Source organism: Pseudoflavonifractor phocaeensis (genome assembly GCF_021531815.1).
In the GTDB taxonomy this organism is placed as follows: domain Bacteria; phylum Bacillota; class Clostridia; order Oscillospirales; family Oscillospiraceae; genus Lawsonibacter; species Lawsonibacter phocaeensis_A.
The window spans coordinates 171,120-184,244 of the sequence record NZ_JADYUM010000003.1 but is presented as its reverse complement, the minus strand read 5'-3'; the positions used below and the strand labels follow the sequence as shown (position 1 = coordinate 184,244).

The 13,125-nt window shown below is 62.5% G+C and carries 12 protein-coding genes; all 12 read left to right on the top strand.

Annotated features, from left to right (window positions below; all coding sequences use genetic code 11):
- Positions 1-3 precede the first annotated feature (3 nt).
- The gene (gene fabF, locus I6E42_RS03150; RefSeq protein ID WP_235370479.1) at positions 4-1,248 is read left to right on the top strand and encodes a beta-ketoacyl-ACP synthase II; all 1,245 of its coding nucleotides are present in this window, start codon (positions 4-6) and stop codon (positions 1,246-1,248) included.
- 2 nt (positions 1,249-1,250) lie between these two features.
- Positions 1,251-1,697, top strand: a complete 447-nt coding sequence (gene fabZ, locus I6E42_RS03145) for a 3-hydroxyacyl-ACP dehydratase FabZ (RefSeq protein ID WP_235370478.1) — start codon at positions 1,251-1,253, stop codon at positions 1,695-1,697.
- A 93-nt stretch (positions 1,698-1,790) separates the two neighbouring features.
- On the top strand, positions 1,791-2,237 hold the full coding sequence (locus tag I6E42_RS03140; RefSeq protein WP_235370477.1) for a MarR family winged helix-turn-helix transcriptional regulator: 447 nt from the start codon (positions 1,791-1,793) through the stop codon (positions 2,235-2,237).
- Positions 2,238-2,556: 319 nt separating this feature from the next.
- Positions 2,557-3,939: a sodium-dependent transporter gene (locus I6E42_RS03135; RefSeq protein WP_235370476.1), complete on the top strand. Its 1,383-nt coding sequence runs from the start codon at positions 2,557-2,559 to the stop codon at positions 3,937-3,939.
- Between the two features lie 247 nt (positions 3,940-4,186).
- Entirely contained in the window at positions 4,187-4,873 is a 687-nt protein-coding gene (nth, locus tag I6E42_RS03130) for an endonuclease III (protein ID WP_235370475.1), read from the top strand.
- Positions 4,870-5,565, top strand: coding sequence for a YczE/YyaS/YitT family protein (locus tag I6E42_RS03125; protein WP_235370474.1), 696 nt, complete (start codon positions 4,870-4,872; stop codon positions 5,563-5,565). Before nth ends, I6E42_RS03125 begins: the two co-directional genes overlap by 4 nt.
- A 12-nt stretch (positions 5,566-5,577) precedes the next feature.
- Entirely contained in the window at positions 5,578-6,855 is a 1,278-nt protein-coding gene (locus I6E42_RS03120; protein ID WP_235370473.1) for a replication-associated recombination protein A, read from the top strand.
- A gap of 65 nt (positions 6,856-6,920) precedes the next feature.
- A complete protein-coding gene (locus I6E42_RS03115; protein ID WP_235370472.1) occupies positions 6,921-9,227 on the top strand; it encodes a DNA internalization-related competence protein ComEC/Rec2 in 2,307 nt (768 codons plus the stop codon).
- Positions 9,228-9,246: 19 nt separating this feature from the next.
- Positions 9,247-10,290: a DNA polymerase III subunit delta gene (gene holA, locus I6E42_RS03110; RefSeq protein WP_235370471.1), complete on the top strand. Its 1,044-nt coding sequence runs from the start codon at positions 9,247-9,249 to the stop codon at positions 10,288-10,290.
- Positions 10,291-10,357: 67 nt separating this feature from the next.
- On the top strand, positions 10,358-11,095 hold the full coding sequence (tsaB, locus tag I6E42_RS03105) for a tRNA (adenosine(37)-N6)-threonylcarbamoyltransferase complex dimerization subunit type 1 TsaB (protein ID WP_235370470.1): 738 nt from the start codon (positions 10,358-10,360) through the stop codon (positions 11,093-11,095).
- On the top strand, positions 11,088-11,723 hold the full coding sequence (upp, locus tag I6E42_RS03100; RefSeq protein ID WP_235370469.1) for a uracil phosphoribosyltransferase: 636 nt from the start codon (positions 11,088-11,090) through the stop codon (positions 11,721-11,723). The genes tsaB and upp overlap by 8 nt, the downstream gene beginning before the upstream one ends.
- Positions 11,724-12,070: 347 nt before the next feature.
- The gene (locus I6E42_RS03095; protein ID WP_235370468.1) at positions 12,071-13,123 is read left to right on the top strand and encodes a D-alanine--D-alanine ligase; all 1,053 of its coding nucleotides are present in this window, start codon (positions 12,071-12,073) and stop codon (positions 13,121-13,123) included.
- Positions 13,124-13,125 lie beyond the last annotated feature (2 nt).

Below are 13,125 nucleotides of genomic sequence, written 5' to 3'. Positions count from 1 at the left end.
GATATGGAAAAACGCAGAGTAGTCATTACCGGTATGGGGACCGTGAACCCCACCGGCAATACGGTGGCGGAGAGCTGGGAGGCTGTGAAGGCCGGCAAATGCGGCATCGGCCCCATTACCCGCTATGATACCGCCAACCAGAAGGTAAAGCTGGCCGGAGAGGTGAAGGACCTGGATGTGGACGGCCTGCTGGGCAAGCGGGACGCCAAGAAGATGGACCGCTTCACCCAGTTTGCCCTCATCGCCGCCGACCAGGCCATGGCCGACAGCAGTCTGGACCGGGAGAAGGAAGATCTGGACCGCTGCGGCGTGCTGATCTCCAGCGGCATCGGCGGCTTTGAGACGGTGGGGGGGGCCTATGAGCGCGGCCTGGCCAAGGGCTTTGACTCCGTGTCCCCCTTTATGATCCCCATGATCATCTCCAACATGGCGGCGGGCCATGCCGCCATCCGCTACGGCTTCCGGGGCATGTGCTCCTGCGTGGTCACCGCCTGTGCCGGCGGTACCAACGCCGTGGGCGACGCCTTCCGCCACATTCGGGACGGTTACGGCGACGTGATGCTGTGCGGCGGCGCTGAGGCCGCGATCACCCCTCTGGCCATGGGCGGCTTCACCGCCATGAAGGCCCTCACCGACAGCCAGGACCCTCTGGCGGCCTCCATCCCCTTTGACGCCCGGCGTTCCGGCTTTGTCATGGGGGAGGGCGCGGGTATCCTGGTGCTGGAGGAGTACGAGCACGCCAAGGCCCGGGGCGCCAAGATCTATGCCGAGGTGCTGGGCTACGGCGCCAACTGCGATGCCCACCATATCACCGCTCCCGCCCCCGGCGGAGCGGGCGGAGCCGCTTGTATGGCCCAGGCCCTGGCCGATGCCGGGATCGCCCCTGAGGCGGTGGATTATATCAACACCCACGGCACCTCCACTTCCATGAACGACGCCTGTGAGACAGCGGCCATCCACACCACCTTCGGGGAGCACGCCAAGAAACTGATGGTCAGCTCCACCAAGTCCATGACCGGCCACCTGCTGGGCGCCGCCGGCGCGGTGGAGGCCATCTTCACCGCCCTGGCCCTGAAGGAGGGCTTTGTTCCCGCCACCATCGGCTATGAGCAGCCCGATCCGGCCTGCGATCTGGACATCGTGCCCAACCAGGGCCGTGAGGCGGAGATCAAGGTGGCACTGTCCAACTCCCTGGGCTTCGGCGGCCACAACGCCGCCATCGTGCTGAAGAAGTGGGAGGAGGACTGAATATGGAACTGAACATCGACCAGATCGAGGCCTTGCTGCCCCACCGCTACCCCTTCCTGCTGGTGGATAAGATCACGGCCTGTGAACCTGGCCAGAGCGCCAAGGGCATCAAGTGCGTAACTGCCAACGAGCCCTTTTTCCAGGGACATTTCCCCGGCTATAAGGTGATGCCCGGTGTCCTCATCATCGAGGCCCTGGCCCAGGTGGGGGCGGTGGCCATTCTCACCGTGCCGGAGAACAAGGGCAAGCTGGCGCTGTTCGGGGGCATCAAGAACGCCCGCTTCAAGCAACAGGTCCGTCCCGGCGACGTGCTGGAACTGGAGTGTGAGCTCACCGCCCAGCGGGGGCCTGTGGGCTTCGGCACCGCCACCGCCAAGGTGAGCGGAAAGACCGCCTGCAAGGCGGAACTGACCTTTGCGCTGACGGAAAGTCCAGCCTCCTCTTGCTGAACCGGTAAACTTTTGATATACTGGAATCAGCATGGAAAAAATGACTGTTTTCAGATACAATGGCGGATTCCGGTGCAGTGAGGAGGAAGAACGTTGCTGGAGGAAAGCTTTGACGAGGTGTATACCAAATTCAAACTGCATTTTTATCAGGAGATATTTTCCCGTTTTCAAAGCCGGGAGGCTACGCTGACGGCGGTGGAGACCTTCTGTATGGAGATCATCCAGGCGCTGAAGGAGCCGACGATCAACGAATTTGCCTCCTTTGTCCACATCTCATCCCCCAATGCCGCCTATAAGGTAAACAGCCTAATCCAAAAGGGCTATGTGGAAAAGGTCCAGTCACCCTATGACCGCCGGGAGTATCATCTGCGGCCCACCCAAAAGTATCTGGATTACTACAACATCAGCAGCACCTACCTTCAGGAAGTGATGGGCCGGATCAAAAACCGGTTTACGCCGGAAGAGACCGAGCAGCTGGACCATATGCTCCATGTGGTGGGTGAGGAACTGATGCCTGAGGTCAAGATGAAAGAAAAGTAAGACGTGCCGGCTGACGGTTCAAAATGAAAACCTCCCTCTGTCATTTTGACAGAGGGAGGTTTTGCTGTAGCCGTCTCTCCGAAGATGGGGTGAATCTGAGTTTACCGGCGTATTGAAGCAGTGCTTCGTGAAGGCAGAACGCTGACCTGGCCCCATAATTCCCGCCTGGAATAAACAGCTCAGGAAAGCATATTCTGCAGTCCGGCCGGAAAGATGGATGGCCATCCACCCAAACGGTTGACCGTGGGGAGAAAATCTAGTACAATGGCTTTACTGTGCGCGGCCTAGAGAGGGCCGAAGGATAAAGGAGGTTCTCGGAATGGAGAAAAGAGAGAATTTTTCTTCCCGCCTGGGATTTTTGCTGATCTCGGCGGGGTGTGCCATCGGGCTGGGGAACGTTTGGCGGTTCCCCTATATCGTGGGGCAGTATGGCGGCGCCGCTTTTGTGCTGGTGTACCTGTTATTTCTGGCGGTCCTGGGCCTGCCCGTCATGGTAATGGAGCTGGCTGTGGGCCGGGCCAGTCAGAAGAGCATGGCCCGGTCCTTCCACGTACTGGAGCCCAAAGGCTCCAAGTGGCACCTGTACAGCTGGGTGGGCTTTGCCGGAAACTACCTGCTGATGATGTTCTATACCGTCATCGCCGGGTGGCTGGTGCTGTACTGCGGCAAGATGGCCATGGGGGACTTTACCGGCCTGAGCGCCGACGGTGTGGCCGGTGAGTTTTCCGCCCTGATGGGAAAGCCGGGGATCATGCTGCTGTTCATGGCCCTGGTCATCCTGCTGGGTATGGCAGTGTGTCTCCAGGGTCTCCAGAACGGCGTGGAAAAGGTGACCAAGCCCATGATGCTGTGTCTGCTGGTGCTGATGCTGGTGCTGGCGGTCCGCTCCCTGACGTTGGCGGGAGGCGCCGAGGGCCTGCGCTTCTACCTCTGGCCCAACTTCCGGAATCTGATGTACGACGCGGAGGGAAAGTGGATCCTGGGAGAGGCCGTGTTCGCCGCCATGGGCCAGGCGTTCTTCACCCTGTCTCTGGGCATCGGCGCCATCGCCATTTTCGGCAGCTACATCGACAAGAGCCACTCCCTCGGAGGTGAGGCCCTGCGCATCTGCGGCCTGGACACCTTCGTGGCCTTCGTGGCGGGACTGATCATTTTCCCCGCCTGCTCCGCCTACGGCGTGGCCCCCGGGGCCGGTCCCTCCCTGGTGTTCATCACCCTGCCCAACATTTTCAACGAGATGCCCATGGGCCGCCTGTGGGGGACGCTGTTCTTCGTCTTCCTGTCCTTCGCTGCCATGTCTACCATCATCGCCGTCTTTGAAAACATCATTTCCTTCTCCATGGATATGTGGGGGTGGAGCCGCAGAAAGGCGGTGGCGGTCAATTGCGTGGCGGTGCTGCTTCTGTCCGCACCCTGTGCCCTGGGCTTCAACCTGTGGTCCGGCTTCACCGTCCTGGGTATGGACATCTCCGGCATTGAGGACTTCCTGGTCAGCCAGAACGTCCTGCCTCTCGGGTCCCTGGTCTATCTGGTGTTCTGCGTCTCCCGCCGGGGCTGGGGCTGGGAGAACTTCCTGGCCGAGGCCAACACCGGCGCCGGACTGAAGTTCCCCAGGGGCGTACGGCCCTATGTGACCTATGTTTTGCCGGTGGTGGTGCTGTTCATTTTCTTCATGGGCTATTGGAACCAGTTTTTTGCCTGAGAGGACCTGTGGGGCGTCCGGGCATTTCCGATGAAAAAGAGTCCAAGACGCGGGCCGCCCGCTTCCGGCGGCCCGCGTTTTCTGCCTCTGATGCCGCTCGGGACGGAACGCAGGAAAAAGACGCTTGTAAAAATCGGGATCGGAGAAAAAAGCAGTCGAAAATTTCGGCGAGATATGGTATCATATAAAAATAACGTGAACGCGCGCCTGTCTGAGCGCGGGGCGTTCCGTCAGAAGTGGTGATCAGATGAAAAAGACGAAAGACCAGGTTCGGGCCATTGTGGAGGCGCTGAAAGAGCTGTATCCCGATGGGATCTGTTCCCTGGAGTACCGCAAAGACTATGAACTGCTGTTTTCCGTGCGGCTGGCGGCCCAGTGTACGGACGAGCGGGTGAACAAGGTGACCCCGGCCCTTTACGCCCGGTTCCCCACCCTGGAGTCCCTGGCCCAGGCGGACATCAGCGAGGTGGAGGAATATATCCACTCCACCGGCTTTTTCCGGGCCAAGGCCCGGGACATCGTGCTGGCCTCCCAGATGCTGGTCCGGGAGTACGGCGGGAAGGTGCCGGATACCATGGAAGACCTGCTGCGGCTGCCCGGCGTGGGCCGCAAGACGGCCAACCTGATCCTGGGGGACGTCTACCATACCCCCGGCGTGGTGGTGGCCGACACCCACTGTATCCGCATCTCCGGCCTGCTGGGCCTTACCGACGGCTCCAAAGACCCCGGCAAGGTGGAGCAGCAGCTCCGGGCCATTCTGCCCCCTGAGGAATCCAATGACTTCTGCCACCGGCTGGTCCTCCATGGGCGGGCGGTGTGCATTGCCCGCCGTCCCCAGTGTCAGAACTGCGTTCTGCGGCCCTGGTGTGATTACTTCACCAAAAACGGCGGGGAAGACAAAGAAAAATCCAAGGAAAAGAAGGGGCAGAAGTGAAGCGGTTTTATCGGGGTCTGATTTACGGCGCGGGGATCTTGGTGCTGGCCATGGGCCTGACGCTGAATACCAAGACGGGGCTGGGCGTTTCGCCGATTTTATCGGTGTCCTACAGTGTCTATCAGATCACGGGAATCAGCATGGGAGACGTCACATTTATCCAATACTGCATTTTTGTGGCGGCGGAGTTTGCCCTGCGGGGAAAAAACCGCCGCTGGTACGATCTGCTCCAGCTGCCTTTCAGTCTGGTGTTCAGCCGCCTTCTGAACGTGTTTGACCGGCTGGTGGCCTACGATCCACTGACCCACGGCCTGGTATCCAATCTGCTCATGCTGGCCCTGGCCATCGGGGTCACCGGCGTGGGGATCACCATGACGGTGAATATGCGCCTGGTACCCAATCCCGGAGACGGTATCGTTCAGGCTCTGGCGGAGCGGATCGGCAGGGACCAGGGCTTTACCAAGAACATTTTTGACATCGGCTGTGTGGCCACCACCTGTATCCTGTGCATGGTGGAGGTGGGCCATATCGTGGGTGTCGGCGTGGGCACCATCATCGCTATGCTGGGCGTAGGCCGGGCGGTGGCAGTGGTCAACTACTTCTTCAAGGATAAAATGTGCCGTGCCGCGGGGCTGGACGGAGCGCCGGCCAAACCCCGGACGGAATGTGAGAGGGAATTGTCCCGAGAATAAGGAGATGAGCCTATGGCATACCGCCCTCTGGCGGATGAGATACGGCCCCAAAACCTGGACCAGGTGGTGGGGCAGAAGCATATTTTGGGCAAGGACGGCCTGCTGCGTCGGATCATCGAGGGCGGCAGCGTCCCCAATCTGATCTTCTACGGCCCCTCCGGGACGGGAAAGACCACTGTGGCCAACATCATTGCCCAGCGGACCAACCGGCCCCTCCACCGGCTCAATGCCACCACCGCCTCCATCTCCGACATCAAGGACATCATGGCGGACATCGGCACCCTCATGGCCCCGGAGGGAGTGCTGCTTTACCTGGACGAGATCCAGTATTTCAACAAAAAGCAGCAGCAGTCCCTTTTGGAGTTTATGGAAGACGGCCGCATCACCCTCATCGCCTCCACCACGGAGAACCCCTTTTTCGCGGTGTTTGGGGCGGTGCTGTCCCGGGCCACTGTCTTTGAGTTCAAGCAGATCACAGCGGAGGACGCCCTCCCCGCCATCGACCGGGGGATCTCCATTATGGAGGAGCGGCTGGGAGCGCAGGTGGTCTGTGAGGACGGGGTGCGGGAGCACATTGCCTGGGCCTGCGGCGGAGACATCCGGAAGGCCATGAACGCCATTGAGCTTTTGCTCAGTGCCGCCAAACGCCAGCAAGGGAAACTCCTTGTCAGCTTGGAGGACGCCAAAACCGTGGCCCAGAAGTCGGCCATGCGCTACGACCGGGAGGGAGACGCCCATTTCGACATTGCCTCCGCCCTGATGAAATCCATGCGGGGCTCCGACCCCGACGCCGCCCTCCACTATTTGGCCCGGCTGCTGGAGGCGGGGGATATGATCACCGCCATCCGACGCATCCTGTGCTCCGCCAGCGAGGACGTGGGGATGGCCTATCCCATGGCCATCCCCATCGTCAAGGCCTGTGTGGATAACGCCCTCCAGCTGGGCCTGCCCGAGGCGAGGCTGCCGCTGGCCCAGGCGGTGGTGTTGCTGGCCACCGCGCCCAAGTCCAACTCGGTCTATGAGGGCATCGCCGCCGCCATGGCTGACGTCCGGGCGGGGAAGGCGGGGGACATCCCCCGCCAGCTGCAGAATGTCCACGCCGACTCGGCTGGGCTGGAGCGGGAGCAGGGATATTTGTATCCCCACGATTTCCCCGGCCACTGGGTGGAGCAGCAGTACCTGCCTGAGGAGCTGAAGGGGGTACACTACTACCGCTACGGCGACAACAAGACGGAGCAGGCCGCGAGGCGGTATTGGGATGAATTGAAAAAACAGGGCGGAAAGCCCTGACCGCCGGCAAAGGATCTCTCACGATCTGCATGCGGGCATGAGAGATCAACTGGGGAGGAGGCGCCATGCGAATACTTGCCATCTTTGCCTCCGCCTTCTCCGCCGCGGTGTTTCTGGCAAATTATGTTCTCCCGGAGAACTGCTGGCTTCCGGTGGGGGGAGGGCTGGCCCTGCTGGGACTGGCCCTGTGGCTCCTGCTGCGCAGCCGGACCAGACCCCGGAAGGTCTGCGCCCTCCTGTGCGCCGGGGCCGCAGTGGGTCTGATTTGGACGGCGATCTACACCGCCATCTTTTTCCAGCCCGCCCGGGAGTTGGACGGACGCACTGTCAGGCTGTCGGCCACGGTGGCCGACTGGCCCCAGGAGACGGACTACGGCTGGTCCGTCCTGGTCCGGGCGGACACGGATACCTTCGTCCGCCTGTCCGCCATTCTCTATGTGGACGAGCAGGGGGCGGACCTGCGTCCGGGGGACCGGCTCTCCACGGTGGCCCACTGCACCCTGGGGGACCGCACCTTCGCCGGGGAGGAGATCACCTACTACACCGCCAAGGGGATTTTCCTCCGGGCCCAGACCTATGGGCGGCTGGACATCCAGCGGCCCGGGCGTGTCCCGGTTTGGGATTGGCCCGCGGTACTGTCCCGGGATTTGAAGCGGTCCATTGCCGGTGTTTTCCCGGAGGACGTGTCCCCGCTGATCCGGGGGCTGGTCACGGGCAACCGGGACAGCCTGACCGATGCGTTCACCAGCTCTCTGCAGCGGGTGGGACTGTCCCACACGGTGTCGGTGTCCGGGATGCACCTGGCATTTCTGGCGGCCCTGGTGGCTGCGCTCATGGGGCGGGGGAAGCGGAGCACCGCCCTGGTGACCATCCTGTTTGTGCTTGCCTTCTGCGGCGTGGCGGGCAGTACCCCCTCGGTGACCCGGGCGGCGGTGATGATCCTGCTGCTCCAGATCGCGCCCCTGCTGGGCCGGGAGCGGGACGGCCCTACCGCCCTGGCCTTTGCCCTGATGCTCCTGCTGGCCTGGAACCCCTTTTCCGCGGCCCATGTGGGGCTCCAACTCTCCTTCGGAGCGGTGGCCGGCATTCTGCTGGTGTCAGACACCATTCAGGTGTGGATGCTACGCAAGCTGCGGCTGGACAAGCGGCCTAAAAACAGGCTGCTCCGTCTGGCGGTGCAGGTGCCCCGGTTCCTGGTGTCCGTCCTGTGCGCCACCCTGGGGGCGTCGGTGCTGACGGTGCCTCTGGTGGCCATCCACTTTCAGACGTTTTCCCTCATCTCGCCCATTTCCAACCTGCTCACCCTGTGGGCGGTGGCCCTGCTGTTTCTGAGCGGGCTGTTTCTGGGGCTGCTGGGGATGTTCCACCCCGGCCCGGCCGCTGTGCTGGCAATTCCCTTTACAGCCATTGCCCGCTGGCTGATTCGGGTGGTGGAGGCTCTGGGCCGCCTGCCCATGGCCGCTATTCCGCTGGAGTCTTTCTACTACCGAGCCTGGATCATATTTTTGTGCCTGCTTCTGGCGGTCACCCTGCTGAGCAAGGGGGGACGGCGGCCTGTGATCCCCCTGTGTGCCGGGGCGGTGACCCTGGCGGTTTCTTTGCTGTTCACCTCCCTGACCTTCCAGGCGGGGAAACTGACGGCGGCGGTGCTGGATGTGGGCCAGGGCCAGAGCGTCCTGCTCCAGGCCGGGAACTACCTGACCCTGGTGGACTGCGGCGGGGACAGCCCGGACAACGCCGGGGACGTGGCTGCCGACTATCTCCACAGCCTGGGGCGGAACACCCTGGACCTGCTGGTGGTGTCCCACTACCACACCGACCACGCCAACGGCATCCCCCAGCTTTTGAAGCGCATCGACGTGTCCGCCATCGCCCTCCCCGATGTGGAGGAGGGGGACCCGCTGCGCCGGGAGATTCTGGAGCTTGCGGAGGACCGGGGCGTGGAGGTCTGGCTCATCCAGGAGGATACCCGCGTCTCCCTGGGCGGAGAGCAAGAGTTTATGTTATACGCGCCTCTGGGCCGGGCGGGGGAGACCAACGAGCTGGGCCTCACCGTTCTGGCCACGGCGGGAGACTACGATGTGCTGATCCCCGGGGACATGGACGGACAGACGGAGCAGCTGCTGCTGGACCATGTCCGGCTCCCTGACATCGAACTGCTGGTGGCGGGCCACCACGGCTCCAAATATTCCACCACGGAGGAGCTGCTGGAGGCCGTCCGGCCCGAGGTAGCCGTCATCTCCGTGGGGAAGTCCAACTCCTACGGCCACCCCGCCCCGGATACCCTGGAGCGGCTGGACCGGGCCGGGGCGGAGCTTTACCGCACCGACCTCCAGGGAACGGTGGTCATCCGCTTCCGGCCGGAGAAGTAATTGAGAAGGAGGGCACCCTATGCCGCCCAAGAGCAAGCCGGACACCGCCGGCTATCAGAAACTGAAAAAGGACCTGTCCGAGGGGACCCCGGGGCAACTGTATATTTTTCACGGGGAGGAGACCTATCTCCGGGACTACTATTTGGGCCGCCTGCGGGAACTGATCCTCACCGGGGGCATGGGGACCTTCAACCTCCATGAGATCAAGGCCAAGGACATGTCCCCCCACGCCCTGGAGGAGGCGGTGGACTGCCTGCCCATGATGGCGGAGCGGACCCTGGTGCTGGTCACCGACTTCGACCTGTTCAAGGTGGGGGAGAAGGACCGGGAGGAATATGCCAGACTTTTTGCCCAGCTGCCCGGCTATTGCTGTCTGGTGTTCCTCTACGACTTGGTGGACTATAAGGGGGACGCCAGGACAAAATTGGCCGCCGCCCTGAAGCAGTACGGCACGGTGGTGAATTTTGCGCGCCAGGACCAGGGGGACCTGGTGGACTGGGTGCGGCGGCGTTTCAAGGCCCTGGGGAAGGACATCGACTCCCGGCTGGCCCTGGATTTGATTTTTCTGTGCGGTGATCTGATGACCAACCTGATCGGCGAGATCGAAAAGATCGGCGCCTATTCCAAACAAAAGCATATTACCAAGGCGGACATAGAGGCCGTGGCCACCCCCCAGCTGGACGCGGTGGTCTTCCGCATGACCGACGCCATCGGCGAGGGAAAGTTCGACCGGGCCATGTCGGTGCTGGGGGAGCTGTACCAGATGCAGGAGCCCCCTATCAAGATCATGTGGTCCCTGGGGCGCCAGATGCGCCAGCTCTACTCAGCCAGGCTGGCCCTGGAACAGGGAAAGGGGAGCGCCTACGTGGCCTCCCTGTGGGGAATCAAGCCCTACCCGGCGGACAAGCTGATGACCAGCGCCAAGCGGTTCTCGCTCAAGTGGTGCCGCCGGGCGGTGGTCCGGTGCGGACAGACCGATCTGGCCATGAAGTCCACCGGACAGGACGGCCAGGAACTGCTGACCTCCCTGCTGCTGGAGCTGGCCCAGCCCTCAGCGGGCTGAGGAGAGAAGGGGCGGCCCCATTCCCTTCGCAAGTTTAAAAACCATAGAAGGAACGTGTGATGCTGTTATGATGATCTTAGCCTTGGAATCCTCCGCCGCGGCCTGTTCCGTGGCTCTGACCCGGGACGGGGAGTTGGTGGCCCAGAACTGGCAGAACAGCGGCCTGACCCACAGCCGCACCCTGCTGCCCATGGTGGACAGCCTGCTGAAAAACAGCGGCCAGCGGCTGGAGGAGGTGGACGTGGTGGCCGTGGCCGCCGGTCCCGGCTCCTTTACCGGACTGCGCATCGGAGTGGCCACCGCCAAGGGGCTGGCCTGGCCGGGGGACAAGGACTGCGCCCCCTGCTCCACCCTGGAGTCCATGGCCTGGCCCCTGGTCCACCTGGTGGGGAAGGTGATCGTGTGCGCCATGGACGCCCGCCGCAAGCAGGTGTATAATGCCCTGTTCCTGGCCACCGGGGAGGGACTGGAACGGCTGTCTCCGGACCGGGCCATCTCCCTGGCCGAGTTGGGGGAGGAACTGAAAAAATACGAAAATTCCAAAATAGTCGTTGGAGACGGGGCGAAGCTGTGTTATAATACCTTGACGGAGCAAGGCGTCCAGCTGGAACTGGCCCCGGCCAACCTGCGCCTGCAGGGGGCCTGGGGCGTTGCCCGGGCGGCGGAGGAGTTGGCGGCCCAGGGCGCTCTGGTCAAGGGGCGCGACCTGGTCCCGGTCTACCACCGCCTGTCCCAGGCGGAGCGGGAGCGCCTGGAACGGGAGAACCAAAATTTAAACAACGAAGGGGATCATAGAAATGTTTAACGAGAAAGTACACGTTCTGAACCACCCTCTGCTGCAGCATAAGCTGTCTATCCTCCGGGACGAGCGTACCGGCGTCAAGGAGTTCCGGGAGATCATTTCCGAGATCGCCGCCCTGGAGTGCTACGAGGCCACCCGGGACCTGCCTCTGGAGGAGGTCGTAATCAAGACCCCCGTGGCCACCGGCACCTTCAAGCAGCTGGCCGGCAAGAAGCTGGCCATCGTCCCCATCCTCCGGGCGGGCCTGGGCATGGTGGACGGTATCCTGAACCTGATCCCCTCCGCCAAGGTGGGCCATATCGGCCTGTACCGGGACCCTGAGACCCATCAGCCTGTGGAGTACTACTGCAAGATGCCCAACGACATCGCCGAGCGGGACGTGATCATTCTGGACCCCATGCTGGCCACCGGCGGCTCCGCCGCCGCCGCCATCACCTTCATCAAGGGCTACGGCTGCAAGCACATCAAGCTGATGAACGTCATCGCCGCCCCCGAGGGCATCGCCTGCATCCAGAAGGAGCACCCCGATGTGGAGATCTATGTGGCCGCTGTGGATGAGAAGCTCAACGACCACGCCTATATCGTCCCCGGCTTGGGCGACGCCGGCGACCGCATCTTCGGCACCAAGTAAGGAATCCTCAAAAATCCTCCGGATCGCAGTCCGGAGGATTTTTTATCGGCTGTTGTGATCCCGGGTAAAACGTCCATCCACCGGACGGCCATTTTGTGTGTCGGTCCCTCTTTGGCGGCGGGAGAAGGGAGTGTGCCCCAACACGGCGGCGTTGTCGGAGTCCCGGCGTTTCCGGTATCGTGGAAAAAGATAGGAGAGGTCTGTGCTGCCCGGCGCCGATTTGTCAGTTTATACGGTCAAAATTTTCCGCCCCATCCTTGAGTATTGGGCATGGATGTGCTAAAATATCCTATTAGCGTATAAAATGTAACAGTTATGCCTGATCGGCCCAAATGAGGTGTAAAAATATGAAAATCGTGGTATTGGCCGGGGGACTCAGCCCGGAACGCAACGTCTCCCTCTCGTCCGGCTCCATGGTGTGCCAGGCCCTGCGGGACCGGGGACACCAGGTGGCCCTGGTGGACCTGTTTTTTGGCCTGGAGGATTTCCCGGGCGCGCCGGAGGACTTATACGCCGCCCCCATTCCAGAATCCTTCAAGCGGGTGAGCCGCCAGGCCCCCGACCTGGCCCAGGTGCGGGCCAGCCGGAAGGACCGGAGCCCCTCCGCCATCGGCCCCGGGGTGTTGGACCTGTGCCGGGGGGCCGACGTGGTCTATCTGGCCCTCCACGGGGCCTGCGGCGAGGATGGCCGCATCCAGGCCGCCCTGGACCTGCTGGGGGTGCCCTACACCGGCTCCGGCTGCTTGGGCTCCGCCATCGCCATGGATAAGGACCTGACCAAGCGGCTGGTGGCCGGCAAGGTGACCACCCCCCGGTGGGAGACGGTCACCATCACCCATGAAAATCTGGAGGAGCTGGCCCAGCGGACGCAGCTGCCCGTGGTGGTAAAGCCCATGGACAGCGGCTCCTCTATCGGCGTCTACATCGCCCACGACCGGGAGGAACTGCGCCATGCCCTGGCTGAGAGCATCAAGCTGGGGGGACGCACCGTGCTGGAGCAGTATATCCAGGGCCGGGAGATCCAGGTGGCTATCCTGGATGGAAAGGCCCTGCCCTCCATCGAGATCATCCCCAAGGTGGGCTTTTACGACTATGAGAACAAGTACCAGCCCGGCGCCGCGGTGGAGGTGTGCCCCGCCCAGATCCCCGCGGAGTGGGAGGAGCGTCTGGGCCGGGACGCCCTGACGGTGTTCAACACTGTGGGCCTGTCCGTCTACTCCCGGGCCGACTTCATCGTCACGGAGGACGGCACCCCCTATTTCCTGGAGATCAACACCCTGCCCGGCATGACCCCCACCAGCCTGGTCCCCCAGGAGGCGGCGGCAGTGGGGATCGACTACGGGACCCTGTGCGAGACCATCATCCGGAAATCAATGGAAGCCCGGAAGGGAGGACTTTGAGT